The 18,794-nt window shown below is 51.1% G+C and carries 19 protein-coding genes; 9 read left to right on the top strand and 10 right to left on the bottom strand.

Going from position 1 to position 18,794, the window contains the following annotated elements; genetic code table 11:
• Positions 1-140 precede the first annotated feature (140 nt).
• The 5 genes from F608_RS0105010 to F608_RS0105030 form a co-directional block, all read right to left on the bottom strand.
• Complete coding sequence (locus tag F608_RS0105010) at positions 141-956, bottom strand: substrate-binding periplasmic protein (RefSeq protein WP_161626819.1); 816 nt, start codon at positions 954-956, stop codon at positions 141-143.
• Positions 957-1,124: 168 nt separating this feature from the next.
• Entirely contained in the window at positions 1,125-2,093 is a 969-nt protein-coding gene (locus F608_RS0105015) for an electron transfer flavoprotein subunit alpha/FixB family protein (protein ID WP_022664526.1), read from the bottom strand.
• A 2-nt stretch (positions 2,094-2,095) separates the two neighbouring features.
• Positions 2,096-2,884, bottom strand: coding sequence for an electron transfer flavoprotein subunit beta/FixA family protein (locus F608_RS0105020; protein WP_022664527.1), 789 nt, complete (start codon positions 2,882-2,884; stop codon positions 2,096-2,098).
• A 50-nt stretch (positions 2,885-2,934) separates the two neighbouring features.
• Positions 2,935-4,995 carry a (Fe-S)-binding protein gene (locus F608_RS0105025; RefSeq protein WP_022664528.1) on the bottom strand — a complete coding sequence of 687 codons (2,061 nt, stop codon included), beginning with the start codon at positions 4,993-4,995 and terminating at the stop codon, positions 2,935-2,937.
• Between the two features lie 123 nt (positions 4,996-5,118).
• Positions 5,119-5,715: a TetR/AcrR family transcriptional regulator gene (locus tag F608_RS0105030; RefSeq protein WP_022664529.1), complete on the bottom strand. Its 597-nt coding sequence runs from the start codon at positions 5,713-5,715 to the stop codon at positions 5,119-5,121.
• 404 nt (positions 5,716-6,119) lie between these two features.
• Here F608_RS0105030 and F608_RS0105040 point away from each other — a divergent pair, with 404 nt between their 5' ends.
• From F608_RS0105040 to F608_RS0105055, 4 genes are all read left to right on the top strand, one after another.
• Complete coding sequence (locus F608_RS0105040) at positions 6,120-7,412, top strand: class II fructose-bisphosphate aldolase (RefSeq protein WP_022664531.1); 1,293 nt, start codon at positions 6,120-6,122, stop codon at positions 7,410-7,412.
• Positions 7,413-7,470: 58 nt separating this feature from the next.
• Positions 7,471-7,893: a DVU0524 family FlgM-associated protein gene (locus F608_RS0105045; protein ID WP_022664532.1), complete on the top strand. Its 423-nt coding sequence runs from the start codon at positions 7,471-7,473 to the stop codon at positions 7,891-7,893.
• A gap of 12 nt (positions 7,894-7,905) precedes the next feature.
• The gene (gene flgM / locus F608_RS0105050; protein WP_022664533.1) at positions 7,906-8,208 is read left to right on the top strand and encodes a flagellar biosynthesis anti-sigma factor FlgM; all 303 of its coding nucleotides are present in this window, start codon (positions 7,906-7,908) and stop codon (positions 8,206-8,208) included.
• Positions 8,209-8,381: 173 nt separating this feature from the next.
• Positions 8,382-8,840, top strand: a complete 459-nt coding sequence (locus tag F608_RS0105055; RefSeq protein ID WP_022664534.1) for a hypothetical protein — start codon at positions 8,382-8,384, stop codon at positions 8,838-8,840.
• Here the strand turns inward: F608_RS0105055 and mazG are convergent.
• Both mazG and F608_RS0105065 read right to left on the bottom strand, forming a co-directional pair.
• Complete coding sequence (mazG, locus tag F608_RS0105060) at positions 8,837-9,637, bottom strand: nucleoside triphosphate pyrophosphohydrolase (protein ID WP_022664535.1); 801 nt, start codon at positions 9,635-9,637, stop codon at positions 8,837-8,839. The genes F608_RS0105055 and mazG overlap by 4 nt on opposite strands.
• Positions 9,625-10,146 carry a CvpA family protein gene (locus tag F608_RS0105065; protein ID WP_022664536.1) on the bottom strand — a complete coding sequence of 174 codons (522 nt, stop codon included), beginning with the start codon at positions 10,144-10,146 and terminating at the stop codon, positions 9,625-9,627. The genes mazG and F608_RS0105065 overlap by 13 nt, the downstream gene beginning before the upstream one ends.
• A 109-nt stretch (positions 10,147-10,255) precedes the next feature.
• Between F608_RS0105065 and F608_RS0105070 the strand changes: the two genes are divergently transcribed.
• From F608_RS0105070 to F608_RS0105090, 5 genes are all read left to right on the top strand, one after another.
• Positions 10,256-11,200: a PhoH family protein gene (locus F608_RS0105070; RefSeq protein ID WP_027362492.1), complete on the top strand. Its 945-nt coding sequence runs from the start codon at positions 10,256-10,258 to the stop codon at positions 11,198-11,200.
• Positions 11,181-13,565, top strand: a complete 2,385-nt coding sequence (locus F608_RS0105075) for an HD family phosphohydrolase (RefSeq protein ID WP_022664538.1) — start codon at positions 11,181-11,183, stop codon at positions 13,563-13,565. Before F608_RS0105070 ends, F608_RS0105075 begins: the two co-directional genes overlap by 20 nt.
• Positions 13,462-13,926: an rRNA maturation RNase YbeY gene (gene ybeY / locus F608_RS0105080; protein ID WP_022664539.1), complete on the top strand. Its 465-nt coding sequence runs from the start codon at positions 13,462-13,464 to the stop codon at positions 13,924-13,926. Before F608_RS0105075 ends, ybeY begins: the two co-directional genes overlap by 104 nt.
• Positions 13,927-13,944: 18 nt before the next feature.
• On the top strand, positions 13,945-14,664 hold the full coding sequence (locus F608_RS0105085; RefSeq protein WP_022664540.1) for a pyridoxine 5'-phosphate synthase: 720 nt from the start codon (positions 13,945-13,947) through the stop codon (positions 14,662-14,664).
• A gap of 279 nt (positions 14,665-14,943) precedes the next feature.
• Positions 14,944-15,921 (top strand): response regulator, encoded by a 978-nt coding sequence (locus tag F608_RS0105090; protein WP_244154241.1) that lies wholly within the window; start codon positions 14,944-14,946, stop codon positions 15,919-15,921.
• 56 nt (positions 15,922-15,977) lie between these two features.
• On the opposite strand, the gene F608_RS0105095 is transcribed toward F608_RS0105090, so the two are convergent.
• The 3 genes from F608_RS0105095 to F608_RS0105105 are packed head-to-tail and all read right to left on the bottom strand — an operon-like array spanning position 15,978 to position 18,690.
• Positions 15,978-16,844: an HAD family hydrolase gene (locus tag F608_RS0105095; RefSeq protein ID WP_027362494.1), complete on the bottom strand. Its 867-nt coding sequence runs from the start codon at positions 16,842-16,844 to the stop codon at positions 15,978-15,980.
• On the bottom strand, positions 16,831-17,226 hold the full coding sequence (locus F608_RS0105100; protein ID WP_022664543.1) for a response regulator: 396 nt from the start codon (positions 17,224-17,226) through the stop codon (positions 16,831-16,833). The genes F608_RS0105095 and F608_RS0105100 overlap by 14 nt, the downstream gene beginning before the upstream one ends.
• Positions 17,227-17,241: 15 nt before the next feature.
• Positions 17,242-18,690, bottom strand: coding sequence for a 30S ribosomal protein S1 (locus tag F608_RS0105105; RefSeq protein ID WP_022664544.1), 1,449 nt, complete (start codon positions 18,688-18,690; stop codon positions 17,242-17,244).
• Between the last annotated feature and the right edge of the window lie 104 nt (positions 18,691-18,794).

Genomic DNA, 18,794 nt, shown 5'->3' on the forward strand with positions numbered 1-18,794 from the left:
AATTCTTCCTCATTGATTTGAAAAGAGTATGGAGGATTCAGTAAAAGGCTGCAATGACAAAAAAAATGCAATTTCTGCCAAAAAAAATCCATGCGGCTTTTGGAACTGGGCATGGGATCTGAAATTCAACAGCCTCGGCCCTAGTTGATTTTTTCGTATTGCTCCAGGATTTCCCGGTACCCGGGGGAGGCAATCACCTTTCCAATGGCCCGGTCTATCTCTTTTATTTTCCCGGCATAGGGGGATTTTTTGCTCAGGAGCAGATGAAAGACAATGGGACCGAATCTGGCCCGGGTGGGAAGGATCTTATCTGTCAGTCCGTAATTTTTAATCTGGAAACTGGCGGCATAGAGGGGTTCGATGGTGATGTCCGCCCGTTTAAGGGCCAGAAAACGAAAGGCGTTCTCCTCATTGGGAACATATATGGTTTTAACACCATACTTATCAATATTGTTTTTATGCCAGCCATTTCCAAAATTGGTCACGGGCGTCAGGTTTAATCGCTTGATATCCATGCCGGAAGAGATGGTCTGGATGGCATCCAGTCTGGGATGGTCTTTGTAGGTGTATACATAGAGGTAGAGCTGGAGAATGGGGTGCTCACTTTTTATGGCATATTCAAGGCGCTTGTCCGTGGGCACGGTGACCAGGAAATCCGCAATCCCGGTTTTTACTTTGAGCTGGGCCCTTTTCCATGGTGAAAACTGACAATGGAGTTCCCCGCCCAGTTCAACCTCAAAGACCTGTTTCAGGATATCAATGTATAACCCTTTTCTTTCGCCCCGGTCTTCATAGGAAAAAGGCTGCCATTCAGAACTGGCAAAGGAGATTTTTCCGATTTTATTGTTTTCAGCGGCGGACAGGGAATGGGCAAAACCCAGCATACAGACCAGAAGGGAAAGAATCCGGATGCACCTGAATCGGGGTAAATATTGTCTTATCAAAATTTGAAGCATTTTAATGGGTGTTACCGCCCCAAACCCTTTGTAAAAAATGGGGCAATGATTTGAAAATAGTATAAACGATTTCTCTTCCCTGAAGTCAAGGGAAATCATCTGCCCCAAAACGGAAAAAGGGCCCTGGAATCCAGGACCCTTTTGCTGATCGTGCTGGTTTAGACCGGTTTAGAGATCTTCAATGGCCTCGGTGAGTTCGGGCATGAACGCAAGGATATCCTCGACGATTCCCAGGTCAGCCACCTGGAAGATGGGGGCCTTGGGATTCTTGTTCACGGCCACGATAAAGGGATTGCCCTTGATCCCGCCCATGTGCTGGAAGGAGCCGGAAATCCCCATGGCCATGTAGACTTTGGGTTTGACGGTCTGACCCGAGGTCCCGACCTGGCGGGATTTTTCCAGCCATTTGGCATCCACGATGGGCCGGGAGCAGGAGACAACGGCCTTCATGGCATCGGCCAGTTCCTGGGCCACTTCGATGTTTTCCTCATCCTCAATTCCCCGTCCGATGGAGACCAGGACGTCGGACTTGGTGATATCCACATCCCCGGCTTCCGCCTCCACCACTTCCAGAAACTTCCGGCTGGAGGAAAGGTCTCCGGCTTCCCCGGATTTATCCACAACGGATCCGCCGGCATCGGCCCCGTCAACCGGAGCAAAAGAGCCCGGCCGAATGGTCATGACGGCGCCGGCTGAAATATCAATCGTCACATGGGTGGAAACCGCACCGCCCAGTTCCTGGCGGACCGCCTTGAGAACAGACCCGTCCACGCCCTGAAAATCAACGATATCTGCGGCATAGGCAGAGCCCATTTTCACGGACAGGCCTGGAGCCAGGTCCATGCCCAGGGTATCATGGCCGACCAGGACAACGGCATCAGCCGGGAGGACATGGGTCAGGGCTTTGCGGATAATCTCCCCGTTGGGATAGGCCAGATCGGCATGGTCGATCTTGATGACTTCACCATAGATCTTGGCCATTTCCCCGGCCACCTTGTCCAGATCGGCGCCGGAACCGGTGACCACTGCGGTCAGGGAAGCGGCTTCATCGATCTTCTTTGCAGCGGCAGGGAACTCCAGGGCCACATCTTCTGCACTGCCGTTCTTAAATGGAATATATGCATAGATCTGTGTCATGATTAGAGTCCTCCGTTGGCTTTCAGTTTTTCAATGAGCTTTTCAATGATCTCTTCGGTGGAGCCCTCGAGCATTTCAGCTCCGTCCCCGAGATCGGGTACAAAATAGTCCACGCGTTTGGTCTTGGCTCCTGCCTCCCCTATGCTGCCGGCGTCCAGCCCCAGGTCTGAGGCTGATTTTTCCGGAATTTCCACCTTGGCCACCTTTCGGATGCCCCGGATCCCGACATAGCGGGGTTCGTTGATACCGGTCTGGATGGAAAGAACCGCAGGCAGAGAGATCTCGTTCATCTCCTGGTTTCCGCCTTCGATTTCCCGGCCCACTTTCAGGGTCTTGTCGTCCACAACCTCAATCTTGTTGACCAGGGACGCATAGGGAAGGTCCAGCATGGCCGCCAGCATTCCCCCTACCTGGCCGGCTCCTTCATCGGCCTGGGCTCCGGTCAGGATCAGATCGTAGCTTCCCTTTTCGATTTCAGCCTTGAGAATGGCTGCGATGCCCATTCCGTCCGACCCTTCAAAGGCGTCATCGGTGAGCAGAATGCCGTTGTCGGCACCCATGGCCATTTCCCGGCGCAACACCTCTTCGGACTCATCATCCCCCACGGTGATCACGGTAACGCTGCCGCCTTTGTCGTCCACAATCTGGATTGCCTCTTCCACCGCGTAGTTATCCCATTCATTTACCGAATAAACCAAATCGTCACGGTCAAGGTCGTTGCCTGCGGAATTCAGCTCAAATTCGTTCTCAGCCGTATCCGGAACCCGCTTGACACATACTAAAATTTCCATTGTCGCCTCCTTTGATTTTACGGGCCGGCAAACTGGCCCGTTCTTTTTATCTATAAATGTTGTTCAATCAATTGTGTAAAGTCCATGGCCTCCATCTCCCCTTCCTTTCCCGCCACCTTGATGGCATCCTGGATATTCACCAGGCAGAAGGGGCAGGCCGTAACAATGACATCGGCCCCGGCCTCGGCAGCCATATTCACCCTCAGCACCCCCATCCGGGTCTCTTCTTCGGGCTCGTAAAAGAGCATGAGCCCTCCGCCGCCGCAGCAGAAGGACCGGTCCCGGCTCTTTTCCAATTCCACCCGGGTCAGGCCGTCAATGGCATCCAGGGCAGCCCTGGGATCTTCGTATACTCCGTTGTGACGTCCCAGGTAGCAGGGATCATGGTAGACATAGGTCTTGTCCGGGCTGGTACAGGGTTTAAGGGTGAGCTGGCCACTGGTGATCTTCTCGGCCACCACCTGGCTGATGTGTTTCACCTGCGGCAGGCCCTTGTAATCGTTTTTCAGGGCATTGTAGGCGTGGGGATCAGCCGTCACGATATTGGTCACCCCGGATTCCAGGATGGCCTCGGTATTCTGTTCCTTGAGGTCCTGGAACAGCATTTCCTCGCCGAACCGGAGCACCTCATGGCCGGAGTCCTTTTCCTCCTTGGCCAGAATTCCGAAATCCACTCCGGCCTTTTCCAGGATGATAGAGGTTCTTCTCGCGATTTCCTGGATATTGTCGTCATAGGAAGTGATGCTGTCCACGAAATATAGGGTGTCGGCCTTGTCCTTGGCCAGGTTCTTCACCGCATGCTTGGCCTTGAACTCTTTGTCACCGGCCCAGTCAGCCCGTTTCTTTTCCATCTTGCCATAGGGGTTGCCGCGTTTTTCCAGGGCCTTGAGGGGTTTCTGCAGGGACTGGGGCACCATGCCTTCGTCCACCATTCCCCTTCTCAGGTCCACCATCTTATCGATGTACTCGATCCCCAGGGGACACTCTTCTTCACAGGCCCCACAGGTGGTGCAGGACCAGATTTCGTCCTCGGTATAGATGTCCTCCACCAGGAGGTTGCTCTTATAAATTTCACCGGACAAAGGATAGTTCTTAAATATGAGATCCCTGGCCTTGATGGTGATGAACCGGGGGGACAGGGGTCTTCCCACGGCATTGGCCGGGCAATGGTCGCTGCAGCGTCCGCAGTCGGCGCAGGAATAAAAATCAAGCATGTGCTTCCAGGTAAAATCCTCCAGTTTCTTGACTCCGAAGGATTCCAGGTCATCCAGTTCCTCATCCTCTACCCCGTGGCGGACAGGCTTGATATTTCCCTTTTGCACCCGCATGAAAAATACGTTGAATATGGAGGTAATCACATGGAAATGTTTGCCCAAAGGCAGAAAGCAGAGAAAAAAGAAAAAAGCAAGATCATGGACATAGTACATGAAAATATGAAGCCCCTGCAGAAATTCAGGTGAAGAGGATGTCAAAAGCCGGCTGAAAATCCATACCAGGGACAGGGGAGCCAGAAAATGAATCTGGCCGGTGTGGTGAAACTCATAGGCGATTTCAGAGGCTTCAAACAGACTTTCCGAAATCATGAGGGTGGAGATGACCCCCAGGACAAAAACAGCCTCGGCCGTATGGTCTTTCCCGTATTTTGCCGGTACGTCGTACCGTTTGGGCTTGTAGATTCCCCTGCGGATTCCGGCAACGATACAGGCGATGAGAACAAGGGTGGCGGCATAGTCCTTGAAAAAATTATACACATGGCCCAGCACCCCTCCGAATCCGGGCAGGACAAACCCGTCGGACATCCCGATGATGACCAGGGAGGAAGACCGGATGGAGAGAACCAGAAACCCCGCAAAGATGATGATGTGAAGCACTCCGGCCAGCATATACCGGGGCTGGCGGATCTGACCCAGCCAGACAACCACCAGGTTTTTCACACGCTGGAAAATATGGTCGAACCGATGATCAGGGGCGGACCTGACCAGGGGCGCCACGCGCCGGGCCATGATATAGGCGAAGAGACCCACACCGGCTATGGGCAAAGCAACGGACAGGATAAAAGTCGGGAAAAAACCGAACAATTTATAACTTGCCGGACCAATGATTGAATCCATGGTTTTTATTCCTCCAAAATAATTTTTTAAAATTCATTAAATTTGAACTCAAATTGCTTTAGTAAACATGGAGATCGCCGTCAAGCAAAAAGCCTGATTCAGCAAATTTATCAAATTTATCTACTAACTGCCGTTTACCCGGCCCCGGACGCCGCTTAAGAAAAGGTCCACCAGGGGATCGGCCATGGCCACAAGATCATACCGTCCCTCGGCCGTGACCCAGGTGTTGATGACCCCTTCCACAGCCCCCAGGATAAACCGCTTGACCAGCCCCACAAAAAGGTCCTGGCGCATGGAGCCCTCGATCTGTCCCAGTTCGATGATATCCGACAACAGGTCCAGATACATTTTGGAGATATCCTTGATCTGGGATTCAATGTCCCTTAGGTACCTGACCTCGGACTGGAAGATGATGGCCATGTGTTTGTCGTTCTGGAATTCTGCCAAATGGCAGCGGATCAGGTTCCTCAATTTATCCTCGGCATTCCGGCCCGACTTCACGGCCTCATTCATCTTCTGAAAAACGATTTCCGTCTTAAAACTGATGAACTGGTAAAGAATGTCATCCTTGTTCTTAAAATAAAGGTAGAGGGTGCCGTCGGCCACACCGGCCTGGGCGGCAATCTGGGATATGGTTGCCTTGTGAAACCCGAATTCCGCAAATACAGCACCGGCACTATGAAGGATCTTATGATATTTTTCCGTTTTATTTTTCTGCAAGCTTTCAGCACCTTTCCTGGTTCGGCGGCGGGGATCGCTTGATCCGTGTACCCAGCCAGTTAAATGAATAATCATTCATTATCTAACATTAGTTTTTCATAAATGTCAAGCCAAATGAAATTATAATATCCACAAGGCTAAATGAGAATAAATCATTAATTTTCAATTGCTTATAAAATAGAAATCCTGCGGATAAATATTTTTTATCCAGATCTCTCCCGGAAAAACAGATCATGAATGACTATTCATTATCCAATTTTTCTTGATTTTACGCTGCTTTCGTGACAGAAAGAGGACAGGTTAACCCAAGTGTTCAGCACGCATCTTCGATCTTGATCCGGCGGTATCCGAAGCTCTTTAAGGGAGACATTGATAACCCCCCAAAAGATAAGGAGTAAACTAGTATGAATTCATCTATCCAATATTCGGAAGATTTTCTGTCTGCCCTTGATTACGGCAGGCCGCCCAACGTAAAAAAGATATTCCCCAACTCCAAGGCCCTGATCGTCAGCGGCAAATACGTAGACCAGGCCATGCTCAGGAAAGGCAGTTGCATGACCATTGCCGCCAACGGAAGAAGTTCCTTCGTGATCAGGGGCGCCCTGGCAGCGGCCCAAAAGGCCAATGCAGCCATCATCATAGAGATTGCACGATCTGAAGGCGGAACCCAGGCCTATTGTGCCGTAAATCTATGGAACATCGCCCGGATCACCGATGCGGCCATGAACGAACTGGGCATCACCGTCCCCGTGGCCATCCACGCCGACCATTTCGGTATAAAGACCCCGGCAGATATTGAACCGGCCAAACCCGAGATCCAGTCCCTGTTTGATGCGGGAATCACCTCCATTGCCATAGATGCCTCCCACATGCCGGATGACCAGAATCTACTGGCCAATATCGAGCTCAGCCCCTATATCCCGGACTGGGCAGGTCTTGAAACCGAGGTGGGGGAAATCAAGGGAAAACTGGGACTCTCCACCACCGAGGAAGCCCTGTTCCTCATCCAGGGACTCAATGCCCACAATATTTTCCCGGACTGGATCGCCCTGAACAACGGCACCACCCACGGAATTGAGCAGAATGATGCCGGTATCAATGTCGATCTTACGGCCCAGATCCATGAGGCGCTTTCCAAGTATCAGATTTCCGGGGCCCAGCACGGAACCTCGGGGAACAATTCAGACCGGCTCAGGGAAATCGCCTCCAAAACCCGGACCACCAAAGCCAATGTGGCCACGGCCCTTCAGATGATCTCCTGGGGACTTAAGGTAAACGATTACGGAAATGCCATCCTGGATGAGAACTCTCAGTTTATCAAGCAGGAGGAGATGGGGGTTTCCCCGGAGATGTGGACCCGGATGCTGGACCATGCCAAAACCAAAGGGCTTAAGGGCGGCGATTTCAAAAAACTGAACCTTCCCTTTGAATCCGGTCTCCTGGCCCAGTCTGCAGAGATCCGGGAGCGTATGGCCAAGGGAGTGGAAGACTTTGTTTACACCCTTCTCAAGGATGTATTCAATGCCGGGGATACCGCACCCATTGTTATAGAGGAGATTTTAAAAACCCAATCCCATAACCCGGGAAGCAAGGCAAAAAAAATAGAGTCAGACCAGGAATGGACCCGGGAAAAAATCCTGGAAAAGGCGGCGAAAATGGATTCAGACAAGGGTCCTGAGGGAGATTTTGACGATTAAAAAAAAATTTAAAGTTTTAATTTTCCCTTTCCGATAGGGAGTTCAAGGAGAAAATTAAATGCAGATACCCTCATATCAGATACAAAACGTTCTGAAGGTGTATTCCAGGCAGCTCAGCCAGGGAAAAATCCTGACCCGGAATAAATTTATCAGTTCCAACGAAGCATCTGCCGACAGCGTGAGCATCTCCTCGGAAGGCAAACGCCAGGCCATTATAGACAAGGTTGCCGCCAATATCGTTGATAAGATCATTACCGAGGGGCCAAAGGAAAAGAGTGAGGCCCAGATTACCGATCAGATCGAAAAAGAACTGGGGAAAAAAATAAATTTCACCCGGGATAAAAATCAATTTACCTATACGGCCGTTGACAAGGACAACAACAAGGTGTCCAAGACCCTGTCAGTGGAAGATTCAAAATTCGTATTGAAACGGATGACTGAACTGGCCCGCCAGGTCGCTGACAACAACATGGAGTCTTAGGGAGATTACATCATGAAAATATCAAATTCCTCTTTGGATTACATCAACCAAACCTATACCAACACGGCAGCCAAGGCCAATCCGGAGAAGGCTGCTGTTGAATCGGACGCCCTTGAAACCAAGACCGACAGCATCAATCTTTCCGAAAAAACCCGGGACCTCCAGAAGATAAGCCAGGCAATGGAAACCGAGCCGGAAGACCGGACTGAACGCCTCAAGGAAATCAAGGACCAGGTCCAGGCCAACCAGTACAATATCAATGCCGAACAGATCGCGGAAAAAATGATCGGTTCCATTACGGACGAACTGACCTAGAACAGCAATTTTTTCCCTATTTTCTCCGGCCCGGTCAGATCCTGACTTGCCCTATTTTTTTTAACAGACCCGTTTTACAGGCTTTTCAGCCAGTTTTCCTTAAAAGCTGCATCTTGGTATGGCCCTTGCATTTATTTTTGACATACTGGCAGCCAAGAGACAAGGAGATGACAATGGTGAACATCAATCAAATAAACGAATCTGCACAGACCTTGGGGGGAGCCGAAAAAAAGCCCTCAAAAGACCAGAATACTGATGCCTTTAAGGATGCGCTTTCCAAAGCCATTGACAAAACGGAGGCAAGTGAAATGGGGACGACATCTTCACCGGCCCTGGAGGAAATTGAATCTGCCTATGTCCAGATCCAGGGGCAATCCTCCATTGTAACGGGAGAAACAGACAAACTGCTGGGGCTTCTTGATACTCTTGCCGCCCAATTGGAAGACCCGGGGATCTCCCTGAAAAGCATGGCACCTGTGGTTGAGGAACTGAACGAAAATGCCTCCGCCCTTTTGAAAGAAACCGAATCCCTGGGTCAGGAGGAATCCGACTTAAAAGAGATTGCCACCCGGACAGCGGTGACGGCCCAGAATGAATACATTAAATTCCAGCGGGGAGATTATCTAAGCTAACTCCTTTTCTCTTTTTCTTTTGCCCGGTCCCAGTAAGCATCCTTGTCTTCCTGGGACAGGCTCTTGAGAGTCACTCCGTCTTTGGCCAGCATGGTTTCCATGAGTCTGAACCGGGTTTCGAATTTTGAGGTGGACTGCCCCAGGGCGGTTTCCGGATGAAACCCGGCAAATCTTGCCACATTGACCAGGGAAAAGAGGATATCTCCGAATTCCAGTGCGGTTTCATCCAGGTCTCCCTGTTTAAGGGCGGTTTCAAACTCCTGGATCTCTTCTTTGACCTGATCCAGGACTCCCTGGATATTTTCCCAGTCAAACCCCTCCTTTACCGCACACTTTGACACCTTCATGGCCCGTAAAAGCCCGGGCATTCCCTGGGGCACGGAATCCAGGGCCGACGGCCTGCCCTTTTCCGGCTTTGCAGAATTTTCCGCCTTTTCAAGGGTTTTTATCTCTTCCCACTGCCGGTGAAGCTCTTCTTCTGTATTCACCACGGCAGTATCGTAAACATGGGGATGGCGGCGGATCATCTTTTGGGCCACCCGGTCAACGACCTGGTCAATGGGAATCTCCCCGGCCTCGTGGAAGATCTCCATGATAAATACAACCTGGAACAGCACATCCCCCAGTTCTTCACAGATATTGAGCCTGTCCTTTTTCACCAGGCCCTCCTGGAGTTCATACACTTCTTCGGCCAGACATTTCCACATGGTCAGAGGCGTCTGGTTCCGGTCCCAGGCACACCCGTTTTCTCCCCTGAGGGTCCTGATGATTTCCAGAATCGGTGCTATTGTTTCCACTTTGTCTTCATTCCTTTCAACTGCCTGAAAAAATCAGATTTCATCCCCTTGGAAACAAAAACGATCATTGCATTTGAAACCTTGGCCAGATAGGGCGCTGTTCTGGAACCGGCCAGATAAGATCCGCTGCCCGGTATAAATACCGTGAACATGATAAAGATAACCGAGACGATCAGGATACCCTTGGCCGCTCCAAAAACAAACCCGAAGCTCCGGTCCACCCATCCCAGAAAGACAAGGTGGAGAAATTTTCGGATCAATGCGGCCAAAAGGCCGACAAGGGTCAGGATGACACAGAACAGGACAAAGAAACAGACCAGATTCCTTACCCAGGGCGCCTGAATAAAATCCTCAAGATAAGGGGTGAGATGGTTGAAATAGGTGTTGGCCCCGTAAAAGGCCGCAATCACCCCGATGATGCCCGAAACCTCACGGATCAATCCCTTAAAAGACCCCAGGACCAGGCAGACCGCAAGGATCACCAGGACAAGCACGTCAAATCCGTTCATTTGTCTCCTTTATTTCACCTGTCTTAAAAGATCCACAATTAGCAGGTAAGCATTTTTCCAGTCAAGATTTTTATTGACCTTTTTTCAAATAAAATGCACTTTATACCCCATGAAAAATCTTGAGTTTAAAAACCCGGCTCTTGCCAGGAAGCTGTTCGGTTTTCATAATATTCACCTGAAAAAACTATCCCAGCATTTTAACCTGGATATCAACTCCAGGGGGAGTGAACTGACCATTTCAGGCGCCCCAAAGGATGCGGATCTTGCCCGCAGGATACTGATCCAGCTCTATGAACTCCTGGAGGATAATTTTGATCTGACACCGGCAGACGTGGATGCGGCCGTCTCCACCCTGAAAAAGGACAAAGGGGCCTCTTTGAAGGCCATATTTTCAAATACGGTCTTTGTAACGGCCAGGAACCGGGCCATTGCCCCCAGAAACCCGGCCCAGAACGCCTATGTCAATGCCATTCAATCCAATGACATTCTCTTCTCCATCGGTCCTGCCGGAACCGGAAAAACCTATCTTGCCATGGCCATGGCCGTGGCGGCCTTTTCCCGGGGGGATGTGAGAAAAATCATCCTGACCCGGCCCGCGGTTGAGGCCGGAGAAGCCCTGGGGTTTCTTCCCGGTGATCTGGCCGATAAAATCAATCCCTATCTGAGGCCCCTTTATGATGCCCTCTACGACATGCTTGATTTTGAAAAGGCCAGGGCCTATATTGAACAGGAAACCATTGAAATTGCCCCCATTGCATTCATGAGGGGCAGAACTTTGAACAATGCTTTCATCATCCTGGACGAGGCCCAGAACACAACCTCCGAACAGATGAAGATGTTTTTAACCCGGATCGGATACGGGTCAAAGGCCATTATAACAGGAGATATCACCCAGATTGATCTCCCGGGCGGCAAACGCTCGGGGCTGGTTGAGGCCGGCAAGATCCTGACCCGCATAAAGGGAATAGATTTCCTCTATTTTACCAAGGATGATGTGGTAAGGCATCGTCTGGTCTCAGAGATTATAGACGCCTATGAAAAAAACAAAAAATGATACCGGGCTGAAACAGGCCGGGGATTTTCTTTTGACCACCCCCTATCTGCTCTGGTTCATGCTCCTCTCTGTCACAGCCCTTTTTACCCTGTTTCAGGTTCCCCCGGAACAGAAAAAGGTCTCCTTTTCCTATGAAATTGGAGACGTGGCAAAAAGAGATATCAAGGCCCACAAAGACTTTTTTATTGAAGATAAAGAGGTCACCCAGGAAAAAAAAGACCAGGTCAAGGACACAGTGAGGATTGTCTATGACTTTGATGCCGGGCTGCTCAAGGACATCTCATCCAATGTGGATGAGGCCATCCGGATCGGCCGGGCTTTGTTTGACGGGACCTCGGACAGCGAATCCCCCGATAATGCCCCGGACCCGACCTTTGCCATGGTGTTGGAAACCAAACCGGCCTTTGAAGAAAAGCTGGGAATCCAGATCAGCAAAGGGGCCTACAATGTTTTATACAAGTACAGATTTTCCCGGGATATCAGTGAAAAGATAAAAACCATCATGGACAAGGTCCTGTCCAACGGCATTGTGGGCAACAAGGAGATCCTGCTCAGGGAAGAGAACAAGGGCATCATCCTGAGAACCATCCAGACCCGGGAAGAAAAAATCGTAAACAACCTCAAGGTCTTTTACGGACCGGATCAGGCAAAGGCCATGGTCAGGATAGAGGGAGAACCCCTGCTGAAAAAGGTGAACTACAATCTGTCCAACCTGATCGTGGATATCTGCCAGCAGCTCCTCCAGCCCAATATCACCCTGAACAAAAGCGAAACCGAAAAAAGGATTTTAGAGACCCAGTCCGGAATCAAACCGGTCATGTACCAGATCAAAGCCGGAGAAATGATCCTCAGGGAGGGGGAGCTGGTGGATAAGATCCGGCTCATCAAACTCCACGCCCTGGAGGATCAGGTCGAAGAAAAAGATGTGACCATGTCCGTCACCGGCATTGCCATGATCACCCTCTCCCTGATCCTGATCTCCTATTTCCTGTTTTTTAAAGACCATAAAAAATTACAAAAAGATCACAACAAGCACATGATCTTTCTGGCCCTGGGCCTGGTTCTCTACCTCGCCTTTGTGCAGACGGCCATTTACCTGGCCCGTTCAGCCAATCCGGATGCGGCCTGGGAAATCGCGTCCACCTCCTTTTACATGATTATCCCGGTTCCCGGGGCAGCCATGATCGTCTGCCTTTTTCTGGGATTCGACATTGCCCTCTACTTCACCCTGGTCCTCTCCGTAATGGCCAGTCTCTCCTTTGGCGGCAGCTTCCAGGTTCTGCTCTTCTTTCTTTTAAGCAGCATCACCGCGGCCTATTGGATCCGGGAGAGGCAGGAGCGGAAAAATTTCATCATGGCCGGATTCAAGCTGGCCCTGTTCAACGTCACCCTGGCCATTGCCCTGGGGTTTTATTCCCTGGCCCAGCCCGATCCCATTGTCCTGGCAAGGGAAATTCTTCTGGCCTTTTGCGGAGGCCTCCTGGCCGCCACCCTGACCATCGGATTCACCCCCCTCATTGAGCTATTGTTCAATTACACCACCGAAACCAAGCTTCTTGAATTTTCCAACCTGGACCAGCCCCTGATTAAAAAGCTGATGATTGAGGCCCCGGGTACTTACAACCACAGTCTCATCGTTGCCACCCTGGCCGAGGCGGCCGCGTCCGCCATCAACGCCTCCGGACTCCGGGCCAAGGTCATGGGGTATTACCATGACATCGGCAAGCTGAACAAACCCATGTACTTCATTGAAAATCAGGCCGACGGCAAGAACCGGCATGACAAGCTCTCTCCGTCCATGTCCGCCCTGATCCTGATTCAGCATGTCAAAAAAGGGGTGGAACTGGCCAGAAAACACAAGCTGGGCAATGAGGTCATTGAAGGCATTATCCAGCACCACGGAACCTCCCTGATCAAATATTTTTACAATAAAAGCCTGAGTTCCGGCAAAGATAATGTCAATGAAGAAGATTTCAGATATCCGGGGCCCAAACCCCAGACCCGGGAGGCCGGCATCGTCATGCTGGCGGACGTGGTAGAGGCCGCGGTCAGGGCTCTTGAGCGTCCTACCCCGGCAAGGATCCAGGGCCGTGTCAAAGGGCTGATCAATGACATCTTTGCCGACGGTCAGCTGGAGGAATGCGAACTCACCCTCAAGGACCTCCACGAGATCGCCAAAAGCTTCAACAATATTCTGACCAGCATCTACCACAGCCGAATTGAATATACGGATAAACCCCAGGAAAAGAAAAAAGAAAAAAATGGAACCCCAAAAGATTCTGATCGACAACCGGCAAAAACCGAAGGTCCAAAGCCAGCCCCTGTCCAGAAAAACAGAACAGATCTTAAACGCCTTGGGCTGTAAGGCCTGCGAGATATCCCTGGTGATCATGGACGACAAGGGCATCAAAGAGCTGAACAAAACCTTTCGAAACGTTCCAAATCCCACCAATGTCCTGGCCTTTCCCATGCAGGAGGGAGAGTTCGGTAACATCTCCCCGGGGCTGCTGGGAGATGTGGTCATCTCCGCCCAGACCGCAGAAAGGGAAGCCGGAGAGGCCGGTATCGCTCTGGAAGAGAGGATGTCCCAGCTTCTCATCCATGGGATTCTCCACCTGGTGGGATTTGACCATGAAAAGGGAACGGAACAGGCCCGGGACATGGAAAAGAAAAGTCTGGAACTCCTCAGGTTGATTGAAGAGAACCAGAATCTATCCGCATTTTAGAAAAAGGAGACCTATAAAATGGCAGAATTAGCCGTAAATGTAGACCATGTAGCCACCCTGAGGCAGGCAAGGGGAGCCCGATATCCCGACCCTGTAGCGGCCGCCCTTGCAGCGGAAACCGCCGGAGCAGATGCCATTGTCGTCCATTTGAGAGAAGACCGGCGCCATATCCAGGAAAGGGATGTCAGGTTGCTGCGTCAGGTGGTCCAGTCCAGGCTTATCCTGGAAATGGCCGCCACCAGCGAGATGCTGGGGATCGCCCTGGATATCAAGCCGGATACCGTGACCCTGGTGCCTGAAAAGCGGGAGGAGCTGACCACCGAAGGAGGCCTGGATCTGATCACCCACCAGGATGTCATCCGTGAGGCCGTGTCCACCCTGAAAAACGCCCGGATCAAGGTCTGCATCTTTATCGATCCCGACCTGGATCAGATCAAGATCGCCCACAAAATCGATGCAGATTCAATCGAGATTCATACCGGGGCGTTCTGCGATGCCGAATCCCAGTCCCGGAAACAGAGGGAAATGGCCAGAATCGTAGATGCATCCAAGATAGGAGCAAAACTGAAGCTGGGTGTCCATGCCGGCCACGGGATCTGTTACAACACCATCAGCGCCTTTAAAGGCTTAGGCGAAATCACTGAATTCAGCATCGGACACAGCATCGTCTCAAGGGCGGTTCTTACGGGTATGGACCGGGCGGTCCGGGATATGAAGAAACAGGTCCAAGGGCTCTGATCCGAATGGAGTGCAAAGGGGAGCTCCCATCCCTAAAATTTTGATTTTCATTCAAAGCCCTGGAATATTTTATCCAAAGGGATCCCTGGAATATTTCAAGGATTAAATTTTCCTGCAACGCGATAATAGATCCCAATGGGATAATCAGAATCCGTCTGAAGGATTCGGGACGGGAGAACAATAAGATTCCAAAGGATTTTACTTTTCTCCAAATCGTGATATAGTTGGCGAAAATTTATTAACCCATTCAATCCGGTCACCATGCATCAAGAAACCATATTGATCATAGATGATGAACCCTCGGTCAGAGAGAGTCTTGCCTCTTTTTTTTCAGACGAGGGGTACCGGGTCCTACGGGCGGAAGACGGCCGTTCCGGGCTTGATCTCTTTTTCAAGGACCAGATTGACGTGGTGATCACAGATTTGAAAATGCCCCAGAAAAACGGTATCCAGGTCATGGACGAAATCAGCACCAGAAGTCCTGAAACCCCTATGATCGTCATCTCCGGATATGGAGAAAAAAAAGATATTATCGCGGCTCTCCGCATGGGTGCAAAAGACTATATCACCAAGCCCATTGAAGACCTGGACATGGTCCACCATGTGATCCGGAAAGTCCTGGAGAATAAATATTTAACCGAAGAAAACCGCCGGTACAGGATCCGACTCGAAAAAAGCGAAGCCAGGTATAGAACCATTACCGAGCAGGTGGCAGAGGGGGTGTTCACGGTGGATGAACATGAAAACATCACCTTTACCAACCCGGCCTTCTGCAGGATGCTCGGCTACTCCTCCAGGGCCCTGCTCAATAAAAACCTTGAAGAACTGACCCCCCAGAAGAGCTTCCGCATCGTCCGGGAACAGACCCTGGTCCGGCGGGAGGGCAAAACCAGCCGGTACGAAATTCAGATGATTGACTGCGGGAAGAATCCGGTCCATATCGAACTGGCCTGCAGCCCTCTGTTCGACGACAGAAACGGATACATAGGCGCCATTGCCGTTGTCAGGGACGTCACCAAGCTCATTGAACTGAGAAAAAAATATCAAAATTTTCTTAAGGAACAGCCCAGCAGGTCAACGGATATGAAGGTGATCTGTGCCAATTGCAAAAGCGTCAAGGACGGCAGTAAATGGGTTCAGGTGGAAGATTTTTTTGTGGATATGGTCTTTTCCCACGGGATCTGCCCGGTCTGCTGTGACAAACTCTATCCCGACCTGAATCTCAATCGGGTGGATGAGAATGATTTTGATGTATAATTCCTTGGAATTAAAAACGAAAGCAAGAATTTAACCCCCGCCCTCCCATATTGCTTTCATTCCAGGAAACCGGCCTGTTCTGCGGCCTGGCTCACCCCGCTTTCATTGTTGGAACCCACTATTGTAAAACAGGATTGAAGATCGCCTGCCCCGTTGGCGGTGAGAAATCCGCTGCCGGCCCAGGCCAGCAGGTCCTGGTCATTGTAATCATTCCCCACGGCAGCCACCCTTTCCCGTCTGATCCTCAACCGGTCGGTCAGTCTCTGGGCGGCAAGGCTTTTTGATACCTGTTTATCAAAGACCTCAATCCAGGAGGAAGAATGATCCAGGGGAGAGGTGGCATGGATCACACTGAATCCGGACAGATCGGACCGGATCCTGTCCAGGAATAGGGTATTCATTTTCCCGGGAACCACGGCCAGGACTTCTGTTGCCGATTCATACAGGGTAGCTTGACTGTTCAGAGGGGCTGCAAATTCCCGGTAGAGCCGGATCCTTGTCCTGAAATCCGGATTGTCCCGGCCATGGGATTTATATAAAAAATAAGGGGTGTCCGGAATGGCCCTGTGGACCATGTAGTCAAATCCGGCTTCATCAAAATAGGCACAGATCCTCTTTACATCAGAACCCTGGAGACTATGCTTTTCAATGACGGTTTCATCCGGGAGGGACATGAGGCCGGCACCGGTGGAGAAGATCAGATAATCCACCGGAAGATCTTTGATCTCAACCCGGATCTGATCCATTGCCCTGGAAAAGGAAAAAAAACTCCTGCCCGTTGCAATGGCCGTTACCACCCCCTTTTCCCGGAGGCGGGTCAGGGTCTGCCAATCTTTTCCGGACAGGGTCTTTTCATCGGTAAACAGGGTGCCGTCCAAATCTGTGACAAAGAGGCCGGTTTTCATTGAGCTATGGGGTTCCATGGTCCAGAACATCCCGGACCGTACCCAGAAGGTCTTCCATATCAAAGGGTTTGATCAATACCCGGGCCAGACTCACTTTATCCGTTATCTCAGGGGTCATGTTGGTCCCGGAGCACATGATGGCCAGGATCCCGGGCCGGATCCGCTGAATTTCCCCGATCAGACGATCCCCCGGGATTTCCGGCATGGAATAGTCGGTGATGACCAGGTCATATCTCAGGGGATCCGCCCTGAAAAACTCCAGGGCCTGTCTTGAGCTGGTCATGATATCCACCCGGTACCCGAAGTCCTCCAGCATCTCCTTTCCCACATCTGCGATATAGGATTCGTCATCTACAAACAAAATGGTCTCGCTTCCCCCCTTGGGGATGGTCTTTTCCATTTGTCATCCCCGCGGCTATTTATTTTTCTTCATGGCTTCCCGGAGAACGCTTTCCAGGGTTCCCATGGGCCTGGCCTTCTCCGTTTTTACAAATTGTTTCCAATTGTCCGGGTCTTTTTGATCCGGGGGAACCAGGGTCATTCTCCGTTTTTCCTCATCCACTTCCTGGACCAGGATCTGAACCGGATCCCCCGGCTTGAGCTTGTCATACTCCTTGGCAGAAGCTGAATTTTTTATGCTGGACAGGGGCATGAGGCCGGTAATTCCCGGCTCCAGGTTGATAAACAGACCGAACTGCTCCCTTTTTTCAATCTGTCCTTCCATGACCGTGCCCGGGACATATTTTACGCCGGCACCGGTCCAGGGATCCCCCAGGGCATCCTTGATGCTCAGGGAAACCCGCTTGGAGTCCATATCAATGGCCTTGATCACCACCTGGACCGTTTCTCCCTGTTCCACCGCATCCTCGGGCCTGAGCACCCTCCGGGTATGGCTCATCTCACTGATATGGACCAGACCGTCCACCCCCGGGGCGATCTCCACAAAAGCGCCAAAGGGTGCCAGCCGGACCACCTTCCCGGAGACCTGGTCTCCGACTGTAAAGCTTTCTTCCATTCTGTCCCAGGGATTGTCGGATGTCTGCTTGATGGACAGGGAGATTTTAGGCGCCCCCTTTTCCCGGGTTTCTATTTTCAGCAGTTTCACCATCACCGAATCTCCGGCCCGGAGAATCTCTTCGGGCTTCTCCACCCGGGACCAGCTCAGCTCAGATATATGGGCCATGCCCTCCAGCCCGGGAATCAGTTCAATGAATGCACCATAGGACATGAGCTTGGTCACGGTTCCCGGGACGGTATCTCCCTGGGAAACCTTTGCCAGAAAAGCTTCCTGGTCTTCCCTGATCTTCTCAAGGAGGAGTTCCTTCCTGGAAACCACGATGTTCCTGCCCCTTTCTTCGTACTTGGTGATGAGAAAATGGTGGGACTGGCCCAGGTAGGCTTCCCCCTCTTCCACGTAACGGACATCCATCTGACTCACCGGACAAAAGGCCCTTTTCCCCAGAAGATCCACGGAGAATCCCCCCTTGACAACACCAGTCACCTTTCCCTCCACAGGAGTTCCGGCCTGGAATGCATCCTGGATCATGGCGGCCTTTCCCGCACCGGATATGGCCTTGGAAAGGATGATTTCACTCTCGCTCATGGAAACCACGTAGAGCTTCACCTCATCCCCCGGCTGGTAGGGGAACTCACCATTTTCATCCAGAAGCTCCAGTTTGTCCACAACCCCGTCGCTCTTGGTACCGGTGTCCACATAAACCCGGGTTTTGCCCACGGATATGATCCGGCCTTCCACCATATCCCCCTCTTTCAGGTCCCGGTTTATCTTTTCATCATAGGATTCAAAAAGTTCTTCAAAGCTCATCCCATCCATATTTTCCGATTCGTCAAACTTGTCTGTCATACCTCTTCTCCGCGGAATTATTATTTACCAGTGTCTACTATACTGTAAACAAGCGGCTGTAAAGTGAAAAAGCTCAATTTCTGGGACTCCCTGGAAACCTGAAG

The organism is Desulfospira joergensenii DSM 10085 (assembly GCF_000420085.1).
Lineage (GTDB): Bacteria > Desulfobacterota > Desulfobacteria > Desulfobacterales > Desulfobacteraceae > Desulfospira > Desulfospira joergensenii.